Origin of the sequence: Vibrio sp. 11986-1-5 (assembly GCF_963878025.1) — a bacterium.
Classification (GTDB): domain Bacteria; phylum Pseudomonadota; class Gammaproteobacteria; order Enterobacterales; family Vibrionaceae; genus Vibrio; species Vibrio injensis.
The window spans coordinates 50429-71290 of sequence record NZ_CAWNVW010000011.1 but is presented as its reverse complement, the minus strand read 5'-3'; the positions used below and the strand labels follow the sequence as shown (position 1 = coordinate 71290).

Genomic DNA, 20862 nt, shown 5'->3' with positions numbered 1-20862 from the left:
CAATAGTATCAAATCATGAACAAACAAGTGGAAATTTTCACTGATGGGTCGTGCTTAGGTAATCCAGGCCCCGGTGGTTATGGCGTAGTGCTACGCTATAAACAAACCGAAAAAACCTTATCAAAAGGCTATCGTCTCACCACGAATAACCGAATGGAAATGCTCGCAGCAGTCATCGCACTGCAAAGCTTAAAAGAACCTTGCAATGTGATCCTAACCACCGACAGCCAATATGTTCGTCAAGGCATCACTCAATGGATTCATAACTGGAAGCAACGAGGCTGGAAAACGGCAGATAAAAAACCCGTGAAAAATGCCGATTTATGGCAAGCCTTAGAAAAAGAAACCGCAAGACATAAAGTAGACTGGCGCTGGGTAAAAGGCCACGCCGGTCACCGTGAAAATGAAATGTGTGATCAATTGGCACGTAGCGCGGCGGAAAACCCAACGGAAGACGATGTCGGTTATCAACCCTAAATTCATGACTACCAAGTCAACTTAGAATGGCACATAGGCTCGCTATCGTCTGGATCAACAAGCGCTTGGAAATAACATCAACTATTGATCTTCTGACTTGACCCGATAGTTAAAACCGACTGGCGAGAAACGCCGCTTCAAACGCCAGTGCGGTTTGATCGGTTTAAGTGGATAGGTTCGTTTACGAGCAACAATGAAATATAAGCTTCCTAACGGACTCGCCCAGCCACCCATGGCATTTTCTAACCAAGCCCACAGCGGACGATATTTTTGCATCGGAAAAAGCGCGTATTGATCACATTCTAACACTTGATAGTTCAGCACACTGAGCCAATCTTTAATGCGGCTCGAGGTAAACATTCGTCCACTCCAAGGAAGATTATGTTTGCGCCAAGGCATCATACTAGCAAGACCAGTTAAACTGATCGGATTAAAACCCGTAATAATCACATAACCATCATCAATTAAAACTCGGTCTACTTCACGCAATATTCGGTGTGGATCGTTACAGTAATCTAATTGATGAGCAATAATCGCGACATCAATACTCTTTTCCAAAAAGGGTAAATCATAAGCATCGGCGATAACCGTATGAAGTGGATTATGGATATCCAGATGAACTTGATGTTGAATAGTACAATTACTACTGGACAGCTCACAGCTCAAACCACCCAATTTTAGCATGTGATAACCGAAAAGCTTAGGACACCACTCGTCAAGCCGGGTTTGAATAGATTCGCACACCCACTGGCCATTTTTGAGTTGGGACCAAGAATGCGGACTCTCAATTTTTTTTTGACTGCGTGCTGGTTTCATTGCTAAATCGCTTTACCACGTGACTGGAGATAACTCATGTTACACATCAAAAGCATACCTGCATTTAATGACAATTACATCTGGCTGATTGAAAATAGCGATCGCCGTTGTGCCGTCGTTGATCCTGGAGATGCTCAACCTGTTTTAGCTTACTTACAACAACAAAAATTAACCTTAGAAGCCATTCTGATCACTCATCACCATCACGATCATATTGGTGGTGTCGCCGAATTAGTCCGCCAATATCCTCATGTAGACGTTGTTGGGCCCGCTCAAGAACCGATCCCCACTCTCACTCATCCTGTTGAAGATGGTGACCAAATTGAGTTGTTCAATGAACGTTTTATGGTCTTAGGCCTCCCCGGGCATACATTAGGTCATATCGGATACGTAGGCGACAGCAAGCTTTTTTGTGGCGATGTTCTGTTTTCTGCAGGCTGTGGTCGCGTATTTGAGGGCACAATGGAGCAAATGTTTTCCTCACTCAATAAATTACTGAGTCTACCGGAAGAAACCGAAATCTATTGTGCTCATGAATACACAGCCAGTAATGTCGCTTTTGCGATGGCAGTGGAGCCCGATAACGAACAGTTACAAATTTATCGAGATACGGTTATTCGTATGCGCGCACAAGGCCAACCTACACTCCCTACTACCTTACAACGTGAAAAATGGGTCAATCCTTTCTTACGTACCGAGGTTCCGAGCGTGATTAAGTCCGTCGCTAATCGAACGACACAGCATGATCCACTCGCTATTTTTAGCGCCTTGCGTGAGTGGAAGAATGAATTTTAACGATTTGCTACTTGTCATCCGCTCAATACGACAAGTATTATCAGCAGCCAATTTATGACAAGGCTGTGTGATATGCGAGTACAATTCAGCTGGGTAATTGCACTGCTATTGGCAGGTTGCCAGCTTACCCAGCCAGAGATAGAGACCAGTTCAGAAACCAATGAAGGGAAGGTAAAAACCAACCATCAGCAGGTTCAAGTGCAAAAAGCACCTAAGAAAGCCGTTAAACCTCACGTGACGACGCCTAAAATTGAAGTTCGCTCACCGCAAGAACAAGATGATGTATGGCAACGTATAGCCATGCAACTAAGCTTACCAATCGCTGACGACCCCACGGTCGATTATTATCGTAATTGGTATCTTAATCATCCCAATCATCTCGTCACTGTTGCCAAACGTGCCGAACCATTTTTGTACTTAATCACTGAAAAGATTGAACAACGAGAGCTGCCGTTAGAGCTGGCTTTACTGCCGATCGTAGAAAGCTCATTCGATGCCTTTGCCTACTCTCATGGTCGAGCCGCCGGATTATGGCAATTTGTGCCCGCCACAGGCAATATGTTTGGTTTGGAGCAAAACTTTTGGTATGACGGACGTCGAGATGTGGTTGCCGCGACCGATGCTGCCCTCGAATACTTAGCTCGTTTGAATCAGCGTTTTGACGGTGATTGGTATTTAGCCATTGCAGCCTATAATAGCGGTGGTGGCCGAGTCTCGAGTGCAATAAGAAAAAATACTCGACTCGGTAAAGATACCGACTTTTTCTCTTTAGATTTGCCAAAAGAAACCAGTAGTTATGTGCCTAGACTACTCGCCTTGGCAGATATTGTTGCTAATCAAGAGCAATATGGGATCAGCATTCCTAGTATTCGTAATCAACCAGTATTAGCCTTGGTTGACCCTCAAGAGCAGTTAGATTTAGCCATTGCGGCCAATTATGCAGGGATCAGCGTTAAAGAATTACAAAGCTATAATCCCGCCTATAATCAGTGGGCGACTGCGCCAGAAGGTCCGCATCAACTATTAATACCCATCGATAAAGTGGATGAGTTTAGTGAGCAAGTCGAATCCAACCGTGGTAAAGGGATGAAGTTGGTTCGCTATCAAGTACAAGCCGGTGATAGCCTAAGTGTGATAGCTCAGCGGCACAACACCACCACACAAATTATTCAAACCGCTAACAATCTCACCAGTCATACGATTCGTGTCGGGCAACATTTAATGATCCCAACCTCAGTCACGGATGAAGAAGCTTACGCATTAAGCGCTAATAACCGCCTAGCAAGAACACAATCTTTAGCGCGAGGTCAATACAAACTGAATCACACCGTACGCAGTGGTGAAAGCCTATGGACAATCGCTCGCGCGCACAATGTTTCTTATCAAGCCCTAGCGCGTTGGAATGCAATGAGCCCACAAGATACTCTACGAGTGGGTCAACAATTGGTCATTTGGAAACAAAGCAGTGAAGGGGCGATCATCCGCACTGTATTTTATCAAGTGCGTAGTGGCGATACCTTAAGCGATATTGCTTCGCGCTTTAAGATCAATACCCAAGATATCATCAAATGGAATGAGCTTGCCAATCAACGATACTTACAACCGGGGCAACGCTTAAAACTGTACGTGGATGTAACGCAAGTGAGCGTGTGAATCGGGTCAAAGAGTGATACGCAACGTATCACTCTTTTTTCGTGTATTAAAAAGACAAACACTTACCTTGTGATGATTGACCCTAAAGTGGCAACCTTGGTCTCAATCAGCCCACTTTGAGTATCAATAACGTTCTCATCAGCTTTGCTAAATTAACTATTCGTCTTTATCTTGAGTATGTCTATCGATGTACGGCCAATAGTGATGTCCAGCACGAATGAGCAGTGTTGCCGCTGCTAAAATAAACGCCGCAAAAGAGAGCCAAACAACAGGGATTGCATCCAAATCTTTCATACCTAAGGTAATATAACGGGCAATGGCCATTATCGCGATGTAGATAGGATAACGGACAGGAATTTTGCCATTAACGACAAATTGCTGCACCATCGCCAACACCTCGAGATAAATGAACATCAACAGGATATCCGTCAGTAATACTTGTTTTTCAACAAAAATATGTATGAACTCGTGTCCAATGGCATATACCGTTGCCAAAGTGATGGCAATAAGTAGTACCGCTTCCAATAGATGAAACATTTTTAAAAATGGACGGCTAAACGATTTAGGTAAATTTGACGGCATAATGGTTTATCCCAATAAATCTAAATAGATAGACATTGAGTTTATCATGCTTACGCTCAGATTGATTAAGGGATTCAATACCTACTTAAACAAGGTTTATCGCTCAATCATCAGCCTCCCCCTCAGTCATTCTTCAATATTCTCATTTAACCACGTCACATTTTTTGAGCTATCCAAAACTAAGTTGTGAACGAACAACGCAAGTAGTAGACTTGCCATCGGATATGCTACTAGTTTTCAATATGTTATCGTTAATTAACTGAATATTACTAATGCTTTCCTCAATAAAAATAATTAAATAAACCTAGGCTAGGTTCACTCGATGCAATTAATATTATCTTTACGTTCACTGTTGACGGGCGATATGCCTGTTGACCAAAAACAACAAATGCTCATCGCGTTGGTAATCAACACCTATCCATCGCAACAGCGTTCCGAGCTATTCCTCTCGGTGACAGAGCATCGTAAACAGCAATTAGTCACTCTTTTTCCTGAGCATCGTAATAAAAGTTTCTCTGTATTATTTGAGCAGATCGACTATCGCGAACTCATTCAGAATTATCCAAGCACCTTATCTGAAGAGATAGCACTACTTGAGCAAGTAGTGAGCGAGTGTTACCGACATTGGCTGGACTTTTGGTGTGAATGTGAGATAGCAGCCATCAAAGCGAACTCCGTCATTGATACTGCCGCTGGTGATGGTGATATTGAGCTGCCACTGGAAGATCAGGCTTACTATGGCTTATTGATCGACAACATAGAAAATTCCGATCTTCTCGTCACGACGCCAAGTCATCCGCAAAAAATGCTCATCAAAGAGGCCATCACCTTAAGCAATCTTGAGCTGTTTATCCAAGGTGAGAAGTGGTACGAGATGTTGCCTCTATTGTCATTATCACAAACGGGCAAACACTTCGTGTTGCTCAAACACCCTAATGATGGAAAGGTACCTATTTTAGTCGCTTCAATGTTAGTACAAGATTGGTCATCGCGTCAGACGTGGCTCAGTTATGCGCCGCAATTTAGCAATAAACAGTGGCAATTTTGTTTACCCGATCAAGGGTATGATGTTTTCGCTGCCTTGCCTATTTTCCAGCCAACATTGTCAAAATGCGACTCTCTACCAGAATTCGATCGGCAATTTCAATTACGATTGTCCGTCAAAAGCGCCGTCTGCGAAATACTACGCTTGACAGTCAGTGGTAATACTCAACAAAAGCTCTATTTTCTCTATCTTGCTCAAAAAAAACTTGTTCGAATATTACATCTGGTTGGATACAAAGTCAGTTTTACTATTATCGAACAACCTTTCATACTTAACTTTTATAAAACTATTGAGCCCAAAGCGTATTTTCATTCTGGATATTGTAATTTAAATAACGACCATAAAAGGACATTCCGCGGATTCTGGATTATTGAAATGTTGGACAAAGCCTTTAGTAATAATGACTTTTATGACTATAAACAAGCAGTCCGTCAAAGTAAGCAGGATACTATAATGAAAAGGAGAGAGTATGCTTGATATCAATTTAGGAGCAATTCTCTATACTAAAGCAATTACACTTCTTACTAGCGTAGCGATAGTGTTAATCTGGTTAACTTACTACTTTTATCGCCTTAAACAAAAAAATAAAGTGGTATTCGGTACATATCATGCTTCTTATATCGCCTATTCCTGTTGTATCATTGCTTGGATAATAAGCAATTCGTATTTTCATACTGATTGGCTCGTTGAACTTGGTACAGATAGCGCTATTTTTATGGCAGAGCTTGCCAATATTGCTGCATCACTAGCTTTTGTTTTTGCCTACTATTTTTCATGTCAGCTCTCTGCCGAACAAAGAAAAGGTAAAATATATCTTTGGCAACGACTAATATTCATTACTATCGCGGCCTATTCGATAATCATTAATTCACAATCTAACCTTACGATAAAGCATGTTGAGATAATAGGGCCAAGCGAGTTTATTATTGAGTTTGGATCACATACGCCATACTTCTTTAGTGCAATGCTATGTTCAGTGATACTAACATTATTTAACTTGGTCGCAATGCGAACCAATAGTAGTAAACTAACATTAGCCAAAACTAACTATATGATTGCAGGTATCTTAGTATACATGCTGTCAACATTAGTACTCCATGTAGGCTTTACCTTTTTCCTTCAAAATTTTTCACTCACTTGGCTACCGCCAGCGCTCTCGATCAGTGAAATGTTATTTGTAGGCTATGCCCTATTAACATCACGCTTCTACAGCGTCGAATACCTTACTTACCTAGGCCTTAATACTCTGTTGGTGTGTGGTGTTTTGACTATCCCTTTAGGTGCCATTTTTATTCCTATCACCGATAGTCATCAGTGGCTGTTTGTCATTCCATTTTGCGCGCTGATCGGTATTACTTGGCAGCCACTTTATAAAAAAGTAAGTCGTTATGCCTCATTACTGATTTATGGCAATCGACAGACACCCGTTGAGCAAATTCTCGCTTTAGAAGAAGATTTTAAACTGTCCATCGATAATGCAATGCGCCGTTTGGGAGAATTATTACAAATACCAAGTGATAAGCTGCGTCTGGTTAGCAGTAACCACAGTGAGTCTGTTTACGCATGTTACCTTTCCTCTAAACAAACGGCCCTAGTCTTTGATGAACTGTTTGAAAAACTGGATGATAAAAACGCCGAAAAAAGTCCAGTCAAAGCGCTCTATGATAAAATGAGCGCCAACAATACCGCATTAGTGATGCCACTATTCGGTCATGGTAAATCAGTGACACATTTATTAATATCACCGCATAAGATCAATAATCAGATGTTTTCTCACGAAGAAATCTCTGCTCTTCAAACCTTATTAACCCGAATACAAAGTATTATTGAAGCTGATCGTCGCATTCATCAAAGCCGTGCACTGGCCAATTCGATCGCTCATGAAATGCGCAATCCACTGTCTCAAGTTCAATTGTGTTTTGAGATTTTAAAGAAGCATGTTGAACGTCAATCTTCTGCTCAACAGATAAAATTAGAGATAGAGAATGGCCAAGCTGCCATTCAACGTGGACGCCAACTCATAGATATCATCTTACGTGAAGTGAGCGATACTTCGCCAGAACACGAACCGGTGACAATGACTTCTATTCACAAAGCGGTCGATCAAGCAGTCAGCCAGTACGGTTTTGAGAATGAGAAAGTGATTGAGCGAATTCACTTACCACAACAAGACGACTTTGTCGTAAAACTCAATGAAACCTTATTCAACTTTGTTATTTTCAACCTGATTCGTAATGCCATCTATTATTTTGACTCCTACCCTGATAGTCAAATTGAAATAACAACCCAAATAGGCAGTTATGAACACGTATTAATATTTAAAGACACGGGGCCAGGTATTGATGAGGCTATTGCTGATAAGATTTTCGAGGACTTTTTCTCTTACCAAAAAAGTGGCGGGAGTGGTTTAGGGCTCGGCTACTGCCAACGCGTCATGCGTTCATTTGGTGGTCGGATTGAATGTAAATCTAAATTGGGGGAGTTTACGGAATTTCATTTGTACTTTCCGATTGTGCCCAATGCACCACGAGCAGATTCGCTGCGAACCCCTTATTTCAACGATTGGCACTCAAATCAAACGGCTAAGGAAGATAGCCTCCCCAATCCACAGCCGTTATCAAACCCTAATCCAACCCCGACCATACTGATTGTCGATGATAAAGAGATACAGCGTACATTAGTTAAACTGTATTTAGATCAACTAGGGATTGATAGCGTGCAAGCCAACAACGGTGAAAGTGCGGTAAATATCGTTAAAACACAGCCTATTGATTTGATTTTAATGGATATTCAAATGCCGGTTATGAATGGCTTTGAGGCTAGTCAAATCATCAAAGCGCATACGCCTAACACTCCAATCATCGCACTATCCGGAGAATCAGGTAACCATGAGCTAAAGATGATCAGCCTATTGATGGATGGCCGCCTAGAAAAACCGACCTCCTTACCGGCATTACAAGATCTGATTCGATATTGGTTTGGTAAAAATGTGCTATCGAATACTGAATATCAATAAGCCAACATAGCCAAGCTACCATCAACAGGCTGACACTGCGAGGTACAAACAAGCTGTATTGCGGCTTAAAGTGCCTATTTATCAAGGCCTATAAACGAAAAGACACCAACATTGGATTATGATCAGAGGCATCAGATTCTGGCGCTTGAGCTTGTTCTAAGGTTAATCCTTTATAAAAGACGTGATCCAAAGGTAACCCCTTCATAAACCTTAGCCGCTGATCAGGAGAAAATTCGACTTCCTTCATGTGCAGTGATAACAATGCCGACTTTAAAAATCGCGCTCGCTGTTGATTCCAGCTATTAAAATCACCAGCAACAATCATCGGCCCATTATGTTTCCTTAACGCACTAAGCAGAGATTCAAGTTGCTCACGATAAGCTTTTTGCCCATAGGTAAAGTTAACTGCATGCAAATTAACCACGGCCAAGGTTTGACCATCACTCAGCGCATAATGAGCAAAAATACCCGATTTAGGTAGGCGCAACCAAGGTTCTAGTTGCGTATAGGCACAAGCTAAACGTGGCATATGATAGCTAAGATTGAGTACCCCAGAAGAGGCACCAAAGACACGAAACGCATCAACATAAGCACCGTCCCAAGCTTGTTGACTGATCCACTGACGTAGCTCAGCAGTCATATTCGCTTCTTGCAGCAAAAGTAATTGAGCATGTTCACTGTATCGGGTCAGTTCACTCGACCAGTTTTCACGATTTTGTTTGTAGATATTCCACACCAATACCGTTAACTGACCATCATGATCAATCGGTTCAGCGTGAGGGTTTTGATAACAAACTAAATCTCTCCCCAGCGTATCTTGACCTAAGGTGAGCAGTTGTGGCTGTTTAGAAATAGAGAATATAAGATGAAAAATAATCGTGACCGTCAGTGTTATCATTACTGGTAAAAGTAAAAGATAGCGTTTTTTCATTAGACTCACCAGAATAGAAAACAAACGGTTTCACTTCTTATCACTTAACGTCTAAGAAGCGAAACAACTTTTAATCTCTTAAGTGGTAATGATTAAATCGCATCTTCATCTTCTTCACCAGTACGAATACGTACCACTCGCTGAATATCACTGACGAAGATTTTTCCATCACCAATTTTTCCCGTTTGCGCCGTTTCAATGATGGTATCCACACACTGATCGGCCATCTCTTCACTGACGACAATTTCTAATTTTACTTTAGGTAAAAAATCCACCATGTACTCGGCACCACGATAGAGTTCAGTATGCCCTTTTTGGCGACCAAACCCCTTCACTTCAGAGACCGTCATCCCCGTGATCCCGACTTCTGCCAACGCTTCACGGACATCATCCAGTTTAAATGGTTTGATAATCGCTTCGATCTTTTTCATGTTCATCCCTTACACGGTTTCGTTATCAGAGTATTGTTGAGCCAATCCAAACATCACCTTGAATTCACCTAACTTATGCTGCGTATTATCGGTTAGCGATAGGTAACAATCAATACAAAGCCTAAGTATTACTCTGCTTAGGCTCATTTCTGTGCAAAGAAATCATCGGCGACTTATCCCAGATCAGTTGGCACTCTTGCCCAACAAAATCACGATCGACAAATAAATCTGCGATAGCGACGACCCTATTGTGCTCGAGTAAAATCGGCATACGACGTCGTTGCCAGCTGGGTATGGCGTATTCTTGGAATAGCTTCTTCAATTTACGAGATCCAGCTCGACCCACTGGACAGGCACTTAGCCCTGTCGGATCAAAGACCACTTGCAAAGCCTCAGGCTCATCCGGTAAACGGATATTGCCTTGTCGATTTAACGATAAAGTTAACTCGCCAAGTCGATCGGGAAGTATAAGGGGGGTATCTAAGCGGATCTTTTGCCGCCACTCACTGATATCGGCGACGGAATTAACACAAAAAAGAAGATCATTAAAACGACGAATATCATACGCTTTGAGATGTAAAATCGGGTTAGCGCCCGCCTCTGCCAGTGCCACTTGACTCCAGATCATCTCGGTATGCTGGCGACTGGGTAGCGCACGCTGCTGCTTGGCTAGCCACGCACGGATCAGTTGTCGCCGCATGGCATCGCTACATTCTTTTAGTCCTTGAATCGATAAAGCACCGTCAGAGTTAATCATCTTCGCCAGTTTTTCCGCCAACAACTCTTCAATTAACGTTTCTTGTTCTGCACATAATTCGGCACTGCGTTGTACGGCTTGACGAAAAGAGGACCAACGCTGAGTAAGAATTGGCGCAACTTGGTGTCGTAAAAAGTTACGGTCATAGCGCAGATCAGCATTGCTTTCATCATTGACTGACGATAATTGATGAGATTGGGCAAATTGTTCAATCTGTTGTCGAGTGACGGTTAACAGTGGCCGAAGTAATTGACCTTGACTAAAGGAAGCACAGGCGGCCATAGCAGACAACCCCTTAGGGCCACTTCCTCGCTTCAAAGCCAAAAAAAAAGTCTCTAGTTGGTCATCGGCATGATGGCCCAATAATAAGGTATCTTGCTGGTTGACGTATTGCGCTAATACCCGATAGCGCTCATCGCGTGCTAATTTTTCAAGACTTTCACCGCTATTGCGATCGAGTGTGACATATTCAACATCAAAGAGGATATGGTTTTGATGACACCAAGTTCGGCATTGCTCAACCCAATGATCGGCATTACGACTCAATCCATGATGGACATGCACCGCACGCACATTAACCGCATACTGATCTCGATATTGAGCCAGTAAATGCAACAGCACTCGTGAGTCGACACCGCCACTAAACGCCAAAACCAAATCTTTCGTATCATGGGCTTGCAGTTGATGAGAAAAATGCTGGTACAAATCCATACTGATCTTCTTAGGTCGAGATAAATAATGCTCAGTGTATCGCTGGAGACAGAAAAGCAAAAGGGCTGGATTCTCTCCAGCCCTTTTAATCAGATTCAGTGAATCATCATCAAACGATTAATGGCCATTTAGCAGTAACCGTAGCTCATTAAACGTTGGTAACGACGAGCTAACAACGCATCATGCTGCAAACCTTGTAGATCGGCGAGCTGGCGCAGCAAAGTGACCTTCAGATTATTAGCCATTTGTAAAGGATTACGATGTGCACCACCAAGAGGCTCTTCAACCACTTCGTCAATCAAGGCTAACTCTTTTAAACGAGGCGCAGTGAGTCCCATCGCATCGGCCGCTTGCGGCGCTTTGTCAGAATCACGCCATAAAATTGAAGCACAGCCTTCCGGAGAAATAACCGAATAGGTTGAATACTGTAACATATTGACGTAATCACCGACGCCAATCGCTAACGCACCACCAGAGCCGCCTTCACCAACAACGTTACAAATAATCGGCACTTTTAAACCGGACATCACTTTCAAGTTCGTGGCAATCGCTTCTGACTGGCCACGCTCTTCAGCTCCAACACCTGGATAAGCACCCGCCGTATCAATAAAGGTAATGATAGGCATATTGAAACGCTCAGCCATTTCCATTAAACGCAGCGCTTTACGATAACCTTCTGGTTTTGGCATACCAAAGTTACGTCTGACTTTTTCGCGTGTTTCACGACCTTTTTGATGGCCAATGATCATCACAGGTTGATCATCTAAACGGGCAATGCCACCGACAATGGCTTTATCATCGGCATACGCTCGATCACCGGCCAATTCATCGAATTCAGTAAAGATATGATTGATATAATCAAGAGTGTAAGGGCGCTGAGGATGGCGTGCCAATTGAGCGACCTGCCATGCACCTAAATCACCAAAAATTTTCTTTTTTAGCTCTAAACTTTTCTTCTCTAATTGTTCGATCTCTTTTTCAAGATCAACCGAAGAACTTGCACCATGACGAGAGACATCGCGTAGCGCCTGAATTTTCGCTTCAAGCTCGACAATAGGTTTTTCAAAATCTAAAAAATTTAGGCTCATCTACCGATCCTTTTTTACTCAGCTCGTCAATTGCGCAGCTGAATTTAGTTAAATTCGAGTTCTACTTGGTCTTTACCAAGTAACTGTTGTAATTCATCTAGCAATGTATCACTCGGCGTAACCCGCCACTCCGTACCCAACGTCAAACGCGCCCTCGCATCTGAGCGTTGATAGTATACATTGACAGGAACAGTCCCTGCTCGGTGAGGCTCTAAGATTTGACTAAAGCGCTCAAAAAATTGCTCATCGATTTGCGATTGTGCAATCGACACCGATAAACCACGGGCATATTTTTCACGCGCGCTACCCAAGTCCATGACTTCGCGCGCAGACATTTTAAGGCCACCATTGAAGTCATCAAAGCTGACCTGTCCGGAAACAACCAGAATTTTATCTTTTTCTAACAATTCTGCATACCTATCTAAGGCATCAGAATAAAGCATCACCTCAATGCGTCCAGAGCGATCATCCAAAGTCATTAAGCCAATTCGACTACCACGTTTGGTGGTCATGACTCGAGCAGCAATCACCAAACCCGCTAATGTTAACGATTGATCTCGTCGTGTCGGCGTCGCTTCATTTAAGCGACAACTGGTATATTTAGGTAATTCTTTTAAATACTGATTAATCGGGTGACCCGTTAAGTACAACCCTAACGTTTCTCTCTCCCCTTCTAACCAGACTTTTTCCGGCCAAGGAGGAACTTGAGTATACTTTTGTTCCACCTCTTCAGGAGCATCGGTCAGAACACCAAACATATCAGCTTGGCCAAAGGCCTCTGCTTGATGATGTTGGCTGGCGGCTTTTACCGCATCATCCAACGAGGCCATCATTGCCGCCCGATGGGGACCTAACCTATCCAATGCTCCGGCAAGGATTAATTTCTCAATCACCCGTTTATTAACTTTTTTAAGGTCGATTCGAGCACAAAAATCAAACAAGTCTTTAAAATAGCCGTTTTTACTGCGCGAGTCTAAAATTGCTTCGATTGGCCCTTCACCAACACCTTTGATCGCTCCAATACCGTACACAATCGCCCCGTTCTCATCAACATTAAAACGGTATAAACCAGAGTTAATGTCCGGCGGTAACACGGTCAATCCCATACGTTGGCACTCATCAACCAAACCAACCACTTTCTCGGTATTATCCATATCCGCGGTCATTACCGCCGCCATAAATTCAGCAGGATAATGGGTTTTTAACCATAACGTTTGATAAGACACCAAAGCATAGGCCGCAGAGTGAGATTTATTAAATCCATAACCGGCAAATTTCTCTACCAAGTCAAAGATTTTCATCGCCAACTCGCCATCAATACCGTTGTTCTCAGCACCCTCTTTAAATACAGCGCGCTGCTTAGCCATCTCTTCTGGTTTTTTCTTACCCATCGCACGGCGTAGCATATCCGCACCGCCTAAGGTATAACCAGCTAGCACCTGAGCAATCTGCATGACTTGCTCTTGATAGAGGATGATGCCGTAAGTCGGTTCTAGAATTTCTTTTAATGACTCATGTTGCCATTTTTCATCTGGGTAAGAGATCACTTCACGACCATGTTTACGGTCAATAAAGTTATCTACCATGCCGGACTGCAAAGGCCCAGGACGAAACAGCGCCACCAAAGCGATAATATCTTCAAAACAGTCCGGTTTTAGACGTTTGATAAGCTCTTTCATTCCGCGCGATTCCAACTGGAATACGGCGGTCGTTTCAGATTTTTGTAGCAATCGGAATGAAGCTTCATCTTGCAGCGGAATCGCTTCAATTCGTAGTGGCGCTTCACCAAGAGCCGCACGACGTGGATTAATTAACCCCAATGCCCAGTCAATGATGGTTAACGTACGCAGACCTAAGAAATCGAATTTTACTAATCCGGCGTATTCAACATCGTTTTTATCAAATTGAGTAACAGGATGATGGCCTTCAGCATCACAATACAGCGGCGCAAAATCGGTGATCGTGGTCGGCGAAATCACTACGCCTCCGGCGTGTTTACCGGCATTTCGAGTACACCCTTCGAGGATCCGACACTTATCGATCAGCTCTCTGACTTCTTCATCAGCGTCATACAACTCTTGCAGTGCAGGCTCAGCTTTGAACGCTTTTTCAAGCGTCATGCCGGGATCGGGGGGGATCAACTTAGAGATACGGTCAACAAATCCAAAAGGATGCCCTAATACCCGTCCCACATCACGGATCACCGCTTTCGCCGCCATGGTGCCGAAGGTAATGATCTGGGATACAGCATCACGACCGTATAATTCAGCCACGTGATCAATCACCTGATCTCGCTTGTCCATACAAAAATCGACATCAAAGTCAGGCATCGAGACCCGTTCAGGGTTAAGAAAGCGCTCAAATAGTAGGTCATATTCAAGGGGATCAAGATCGGTGATTTTCAGCGCATAAGCGACTAAAGAACCAGCACCTGAACCACGACCGGGACCAACCGGAATATCATTATCTTTTGACCATTGGATAAACTCCATAACGATCAAGAAGTAACCCGGAAATCCCATTTGGTTAATCACTTGCAGCTCAATATCCAAACGCTCATCGTATTCAGGGCGACGCTCGGCACGAACTTGTGGATCGGGAAACAAAAACTCTAGGCGCTCTTCTAATCCTTGTTTGGATTTCACGACCAAAAATTCTTCAATCGCTAATCCGCCCGTCGGAAAGTTAGGTAGGAAATACTCACCTAAGCGAACGGTCACATTACAGCGTTTGGCAATTTCAACACTATTCTCGAGCGCTTGTGGAATATCGGCAAACAACTCGCACATCTCTTGCTCGGTGCGTAAATATTGCTGAGGGCTGTAATTTTTAGGCCGTCTTGGGTCCTCTAAGGTATAACCGTCATGAATGGCAACGCGAATTTCATGGGCATCAAATTGCTCCGCGTTTAAAAAAACCACTTCATTGGTCGCCACAACCGGTAATTGCGTTTGCTCTGCTAAGTCGAGAGCAAAATGTAAGTAGCTCTCTTCATCCGCTCGCCCTGTGCGCACTAGCTCTAAATAGAAATGATCGGCGAAATAGGTTTGATAAAACTCTACGCACTTTTCCGCTAACGCTTGATTGCCTTTTAATAACGCTCGGCCGATTTCACCATTTTTACCACCAGAAAGAATAATCAAACCTTCGGCATGCTTGACCAACCATTGTTTATCAATCACTGGTTGATGTTGGATATGACCACGCAAATACGCTTCTGAAATCAATAAGGTAAGATTTTTATAACCAAGATTATTTTTGGCTAAAATAGTGATTTTGGTCAGTTCATCAGCAAACTCTTCTGAACGCAGCGTAAAATCAGCACCAATAATCGGTTTGATGCCACAATTATGCGCAGTACCATAAAATTTCACCAATCCACATAAGTTAGTAAAATCGGTCAGGGCCATGGCTGGCATCCCCATCGCCGCCACTTGCTTAACCAGAGGGGGGACTTTGGACAAACCATCCACCATGGAAAAATCACTGTGAACACGTAAGTGGATAAACTTTGGGTCTGACATTCAATTGAATCCTAGGGGCTTCGAAGGCTAGATCGGGTAATCGTACTATTCTACGTTAATCCGTAGACGCGTAAAACCATCAGGGGAAATCTGAGGCTATAAACCTAATGCGCGCTTGACGGGAGCAAAACTACGTCGATGTTGATCAATCACTCCATGTTGTTCGATAGCAGCAAAATGCGCTTTGGTCGGATAACCTTTATGCTGTGCAAAACCAAACTGCGGGTAAAGCAGATCGAGCTCAGCCATTTCTTGATCGCGTACCACCTTCGCAATGATCGATGCCGCACTGATCTGCGCGACTCGTAAATCACCCTTCACTACGGCTTCAGCAGCCATCGGTAAGTTAGGCACTTTATTACCATCAACTAAAACGAAATCAGGTTGAATCGCTAAACCCGTTACCGCACGCTGCATAGCCAGCATCGTTGCTTGGAAAATATTCAATTGATCAATTTCCCTTGGTGAACAACGCCCTATCGACCATGCTAACGCTTTCGCTTGAATTTCTGGTAGTAACGCGAGGCGCTTTTTTTCTGACAGTTTTTTAGAGTCATTCAGACCATTAATCGGTTGCGTTGGGTCTAGAATGACCGCAGCCGTGACCACATCCCCAACCAGTGGCCCGCGTCCGACTTCATCAACACCGGCAATACAGTGATAGCCAGCCGGAAGAATAAAAGGGGGCAGATCGTTATTGGCTTTTATGGTCACGCGGTTATTTTCCTATTAATGTCAGTACCGCTTGCGCGGCTTGTTGATCCGCATCTTTGCGGATCCAATGATGCATCTCTGTGAATTTATCTACTAATGCTTGGTTATCATTTTGCAACAACCGAGTTAACTCGTGATACAGGTTATCAACGTTGCACTCTTGTTGTAAAAACTCTTTCACCAGTTCTTGCCCAGCGAGAATATTCGGCAGTGAAACATAAGGGGTTTTGAGTAAGCGTCTTGCTAAAAAAGCGGTAATGGCATTGACTTTATAACCGACCACCATCGGCCGTTTGAGTAACATGCACTCTAATGCGACCGTACCGGACGCCAGCATCACCACATCCGATGCCGTAATCACATGACGAGCGGTATCATCAACTAAGGTAAAATCCAGCTCAGGAGCCACTTGTTGCCAAATCGTTTCAAACTGCTCGCGCCGCTGCGCGTTGACCAGCGCAACAACAAACCCTAATTCTGGATAAGTTTGATGCAGTCGTTGACACGTTTCAATAAACGGCTTAGCTAGCAGCTTCATTTCTCCGCTACGACTGCCTGGCAACACCGCAAGCCAGCGCTTCTGTTCATCTAACCCTAATAAACGCTGAGCCGCTTGCTTATCGGGCTGAAGTGGTAAAGCATCGGCCAAGGTATGGCCAATGAACTCACACGGTACGTTAAACCGATCATAAAACGCTTTTTCAAACGGTAAAAAAGCGAGCACCAGATCCGTGGCTGCAGCAATTTTAAAGATTCGCTTTTGACGCCAAGCCCATACAGAAGGGCTGACATAATGCACCGTTTTAATTCCCGCTTGCTTTAAATCTCGCTCCAAGCGTAAATTAAAATCTGGCGCATCAATCCCAATAAAGACATCCGGTGGATTTTGCGTAAAATACTGGACCAACTCGGCTTTCACTTTGAGCAAACGAGGCAAGCGTCCGAGCACTTCCACCAAGCCCATGACGGCTAACTCTTCCATATCAAACAGAGAATGGCAGCCTTGAGCCATCATTTTCGGGCCGCCAATCCCGACAAACTCAGCATTAGGATAACGGGTTTTGATCGCTTTAATAAAGCCTTCACCGAGGGTATCCCCCGACAATTCCCCCGCAACAATACCAATACGTAAAGGTTGTTGTTCCATTCCTCAATACCTCTGATAGGTAATCGCATAAAATGCAAAAGATCGCCGATAAATGGCGATCTTTTGTCTAACGCCAAGTCTAAAACTAACGGATGATACCGCGAGCTGAGTCTGCTAAGAAATCTAGGAAACGCTGAACCGCAGGGAAACTCGCCGCTTCTTTGGCAATTTCTACTTTGGCTTCTTCCAAAGTGAGTCCATTACGATACAACGCCTTATAAGCACGGCGAATCGCATGTATTTCCGCTTTTTCAAAACCACGACGCTTTAAACCTTCGACGTTAATGCCAAAAGGGGCACAGTGGTTACCTTGCGCCATCACAAAAGGCGGCACATCTTGTACAACGATCGATCCACCACCTAGCATACAATGATCGCCAATGTGGCAGAATTGATGAATTGCTGACATGCCACCAATGATGGCTTGATTACCGACTTTGACATGTCCAGCTAAGGTTGCATTATTGGCAAAAATACAGCGATCACCAATCACACAATCATGGGCTACGTGTGCATTAATCATAAACAAGTTATCACTGCCTACAACGGTGATACCTTTATCTTGCACGGTACCACGATGCATAGTGACGCTTTCACGAATCGTATTGCGATCTCCAACAATCAGTTGAGTATCTTCACCCGCATATTTGAGATCCTGACAAGCTTCACCAATTGAGGCGAATTGAAAAATGCGATTGTCTTTACCAAGCTTAGTCGGCCCTTTGACAACAACGTGTGATAACAGCTCAGTACCTTCACCAATCTCCACTTTGCCATCGACATAACAAAATGGACCAATTCTGACATTAGCGCCAATCACTGCGCCATCTTCGACCACCGCGGTTGGGTGGATTTGTGCCGTTGGATGAATCATCTTAAAACTCTCTGCGTGCACATTTAAGTTCGGCGGAACAAACCACGTCGCCATCGACTTTGGCTACTCCGTTAAAAAGAGCAATACCTCGGCGCTCTTTGATAAATTCCACTTCAATCATTAATTGATCGCCAGGGCCAACTGGTTTACGAAACTTTGCATTATCAATGCTTGCAAAATAGTACAGCTCGTTTTCTTTTGGTGCACCAAAGGTTTTAAATGCCAACAACCCAGTCGCTTGAGCCATGGCTTCTAAAATTAGCACGCCTGGGAAAACTGGCAACTGAGGGAAATGACCAGTAAACTGAGGTTCATTCACTGAAACATTCTTTAGCCCAACAAGGTATTTACCTTCTTCATAATCGGTCACTCGATCGATCAACAAAAAAGGGTACCGGTGTGGAAGCAGGCTCTGAATTTCAGTGATATTCATCATTTTCTTTTCAGTAGTCAAAGTCATATTCCTATCAATAAATAGATTAAATGCTGCGCCCTACTCTTTAAGATAGGAAAACTGTTCCGCTTAAATCATCACGAAAACAGGCCCAAAGCAGAGCAAATAAGTTGGCTTGTATTATATACTCAAACCGCTGAGAGTGGCAGGCAACGGGGCAATCAATCTGACTAAAGCTTAGATCCTAAACAGCAGACCATAGCAGCCGATATACCAACCATGATTAAACCAGAACATAGAGATAAAAAAGACTCGCGTACGGCGAGCCTTTTTAGCAAATCAAGCCATTATGAGTGGCTGATTTGCTCAAATTGCTTTTCTAAGGCTTTTAATCGCTTATTCATCTCTTCAATTCGATGCACGCGTGCGGCGGTTTTACGCCACTCTTTATTCGGCTGCAGCGGAATGCCGGATGAATACATACCTTTCTCTTCAATACTACGCATCACCATCCCCATACCGGTAATCGTGACTCCATCGGCAATGGTAATGTGACCATTAATGACCGTCGCCCCGCCAATAATGCAGTATTTACCAATATGAGTACTGCCAGCAATCACTGTACCACCAGCAAGAGCACTGCCATATCCGATGTGTACGTTATGAGCAATTTGTAGCTGATTATCAATAATCACATTATCTTCAATCACAGTGTCATCCAGTGCACCACGATCAATGGTTGTCGAGGCACCAATTTCAACGCGATTACCAATCCGTACTGTGCCCATTTGTGGAATTTTTACCCATTCGCCACGTTCATTAGCATAGCCAAAACCGTCAGAGCCGATCACGGTACCAGATTGAATTAAGCAGTCATCACCGATTTGTACACTGTGATAGACCGTAACATTAGCCCACAGCTTAGTGTTATGGCCTAATCGTGCGTTATGACCAATAAAGCATCCTGCACCAACCACTACGTTATCACCGAGAACCACTCCCGACTCAATCACTGCGTTGGCGCCAATCGCTACATTCTTACCGAGTTGGACATCTGTCGCGACAACCGCACTCGGTGCTATGCCGACCAACGCTGGTTTAGGTGTTTTATCTAATGCCTGAGCTACCTTAGCAAAGGCAATATAAGGGTCAGCGACCACTAATACGTTCGATGGACACAACTCTCGTTCCGACTCTTTCACCATCACTACTGACGCTTGGCACAACTTAAGGTGTTTAGCGTATTTAGTATTAGAAAGAAAGGTGACATCCCCTTCCTTGGCCCTATCCATTGGCGCGACCGCGCTTACTTTCACGTTAGCATCACCGTATAGGGTGCCGCCGGTTATGGTTGCCAAATCGGCTAAAGTTAGTGTCATCATAGTCATCGAATATTATTTAATTGCTTTAATTACTTGCTCAGAAATATTGTACTGTGGTTTACCGTATTGCATAGCACTAACATCAACAATCAGGTCATAACCTTCTTTTTCCGCGACTTTTTGCACAGCGTCTTGGATAATTTTAAACAGTTTTTGTTTTTCTTCTGCTTCGCGACGTGCAGAAGCTCGCTCTAACGCTTGCGCTTTCATTTGGTACATATTATCCAATTGTCCAATTTCCATACGCAATTTTTCAACGTCATCTTGGCTCATCAGCTCAGCATCACGTCTTAATTTTTCAATTTTCGTTTTGGCTTGAGCTTGAAGACTTTGTAGCTCTGCAGCTTTATCTTTAAACTCATCCTGCATTTTCTGCAAAACCACTTCACGTTGTGGCAATGCTTGAAATACTTGTGCAGTGTTGATGAAACCTACTTTTTGCGCGGCCTCAGCAGCGTTGGCAAAAAAAGCAGAACTAAGAATAATCAGGCTAACACTGGCCGCTTTAACGGTATTTTTTAACAT

Annotated in this window: 18 protein-coding genes; 5 read left to right on the top strand and 13 right to left on the bottom strand. The window is 43.6% G+C overall.

Going from position 1 to position 20862, the window contains the following annotated elements; translation table 11 throughout:
• Positions 1 to 15: 15 nt before the first annotated feature.
• Positions 16 to 477 carry a ribonuclease HI gene (rnhA, locus tag AACS00_RS03230; protein ID WP_072669983.1) on the top strand — a complete coding sequence of 154 codons (462 nt, stop codon included), beginning with the start codon at positions 16 to 18 and terminating at the stop codon, positions 475 to 477.
• Positions 478 to 558: 81 nt separating this feature from the next.
• Here rnhA and AACS00_RS03225 read toward each other — a convergent pair whose 3' ends face one another.
• Positions 559 to 1293, bottom strand: coding sequence for a class I SAM-dependent methyltransferase (locus tag AACS00_RS03225; RefSeq protein ID WP_110166515.1), 735 nt, complete (start codon positions 1291 to 1293; stop codon positions 559 to 561).
• A gap of 36 nt (positions 1294 to 1329) precedes the next feature.
• Here AACS00_RS03225 and gloB point away from each other — a divergent pair, with 36 nt between their 5' ends.
• Positions 1330 to 2088, top strand: a complete 759-nt coding sequence (gene gloB / locus AACS00_RS03220) for a hydroxyacylglutathione hydrolase (RefSeq protein ID WP_110166514.1) — start codon at positions 1330 to 1332, stop codon at positions 2086 to 2088.
• A gap of 72 nt (positions 2089 to 2160) precedes the next feature.
• Positions 2161 to 3741 (top strand): LysM peptidoglycan-binding domain-containing protein, encoded by a 1581-nt coding sequence (locus AACS00_RS03215; RefSeq protein WP_110166513.1) that lies wholly within the window; start codon positions 2161 to 2163, stop codon positions 3739 to 3741.
• A 156-nt stretch (positions 3742 to 3897) separates the two neighbouring features.
• Here the strand turns inward: AACS00_RS03215 and AACS00_RS03210 are convergent, their stop codons facing one another.
• Entirely contained in the window at positions 3898 to 4323 is a 426-nt protein-coding gene (locus AACS00_RS03210; RefSeq protein ID WP_072669987.1) for a phosphate-starvation-inducible protein PsiE, read from the bottom strand.
• A gap of 322 nt (positions 4324 to 4645) precedes the next feature.
• Here AACS00_RS03210 and AACS00_RS03205 point away from each other — a divergent pair, with 322 nt between their 5' ends.
• Together AACS00_RS03205 and luxN are read left to right on the top strand one after the other, a co-directional pair.
• The gene (locus AACS00_RS03205) at positions 4646 to 5845 is read left to right on the top strand and encodes an acyl-homoserine-lactone synthase (RefSeq protein WP_110166512.1); all 1200 of its coding nucleotides are present in this window, start codon (positions 4646 to 4648) and stop codon (positions 5843 to 5845) included.
• Positions 5838 to 8384, top strand: a complete 2547-nt coding sequence (gene luxN / locus AACS00_RS03200; protein WP_110166511.1) for a quorum-sensing autoinducer 1 sensor kinase/phosphatase LuxN — start codon at positions 5838 to 5840, stop codon at positions 8382 to 8384. The genes AACS00_RS03205 and luxN overlap by 8 nt, the downstream gene beginning before the upstream one ends.
• A gap of 88 nt (positions 8385 to 8472) precedes the next feature.
• On the opposite strand, the gene AACS00_RS03195 is transcribed toward luxN, so the two are convergent.
• From AACS00_RS03195 to AACS00_RS03145, 11 genes are all read right to left on the bottom strand, one after another.
• The gene (locus AACS00_RS03195) at positions 8473 to 9315 is read right to left on the bottom strand and encodes an endonuclease/exonuclease/phosphatase family protein (protein WP_072669990.1); all 843 of its coding nucleotides are present in this window, start codon (positions 9313 to 9315) and stop codon (positions 8473 to 8475) included.
• A 92-nt stretch (positions 9316 to 9407) separates the two neighbouring features.
• Positions 9408 to 9746: a nitrogen regulatory protein P-II gene (glnB, locus tag AACS00_RS03190; RefSeq protein WP_004394677.1), complete on the bottom strand. Its 339-nt coding sequence runs from the start codon at positions 9744 to 9746 to the stop codon at positions 9408 to 9410.
• Positions 9747 to 9867: 121 nt separating this feature from the next.
• A complete protein-coding gene (gene tilS / locus AACS00_RS03185; RefSeq protein WP_110166509.1) occupies positions 9868 to 11214 on the bottom strand; it encodes a tRNA lysidine(34) synthetase TilS in 1347 nt (448 codons plus the stop codon).
• Positions 11215 to 11342: 128 nt separating this feature from the next.
• Entirely contained in the window at positions 11343 to 12302 is a 960-nt protein-coding gene (accA, locus tag AACS00_RS03180; RefSeq protein WP_110166508.1) for an acetyl-CoA carboxylase carboxyl transferase subunit alpha, read from the bottom strand.
• 44 nt (positions 12303 to 12346) lie between these two features.
• On the bottom strand, positions 12347 to 15826 hold the full coding sequence (dnaE, locus tag AACS00_RS03175; RefSeq protein ID WP_110166507.1) for a DNA polymerase III subunit alpha: 3480 nt from the start codon (positions 15824 to 15826) through the stop codon (positions 12347 to 12349).
• Between the two features lie 96 nt (positions 15827 to 15922).
• Complete coding sequence (gene rnhB / locus AACS00_RS03170) at positions 15923 to 16540, bottom strand: ribonuclease HII (RefSeq protein WP_110166506.1); 618 nt, start codon at positions 16538 to 16540, stop codon at positions 15923 to 15925.
• A 4-nt stretch (positions 16541 to 16544) separates the two neighbouring features.
• A complete protein-coding gene (gene lpxB, locus AACS00_RS03165; protein WP_110166505.1) occupies positions 16545 to 17687 on the bottom strand; it encodes a lipid-A-disaccharide synthase in 1143 nt (380 codons plus the stop codon).
• A gap of 85 nt (positions 17688 to 17772) precedes the next feature.
• A complete protein-coding gene (gene lpxA / locus AACS00_RS03160; protein WP_110166504.1) occupies positions 17773 to 18561 on the bottom strand; it encodes an acyl-ACP--UDP-N-acetylglucosamine O-acyltransferase in 789 nt (262 codons plus the stop codon).
• 1 nt (position 18562) lies between these two features.
• Positions 18563 to 18994, bottom strand: coding sequence for a 3-hydroxyacyl-ACP dehydratase FabZ (gene fabZ / locus AACS00_RS03155; RefSeq protein WP_181397476.1), 432 nt, complete (start codon positions 18992 to 18994; stop codon positions 18563 to 18565).
• Positions 18995 to 19302: 308 nt separating this feature from the next.
• Positions 19303 to 20337, bottom strand: a complete 1035-nt coding sequence (gene lpxD, locus AACS00_RS03150) for a UDP-3-O-(3-hydroxymyristoyl)glucosamine N-acyltransferase (RefSeq protein WP_110166774.1) — start codon at positions 20335 to 20337, stop codon at positions 19303 to 19305.
• A gap of 12 nt (positions 20338 to 20349) precedes the next feature.
• Complete coding sequence (locus AACS00_RS03145) at positions 20350 to 20862, bottom strand: OmpH family outer membrane protein (RefSeq protein WP_004394665.1); 513 nt, start codon at positions 20860 to 20862, stop codon at positions 20350 to 20352.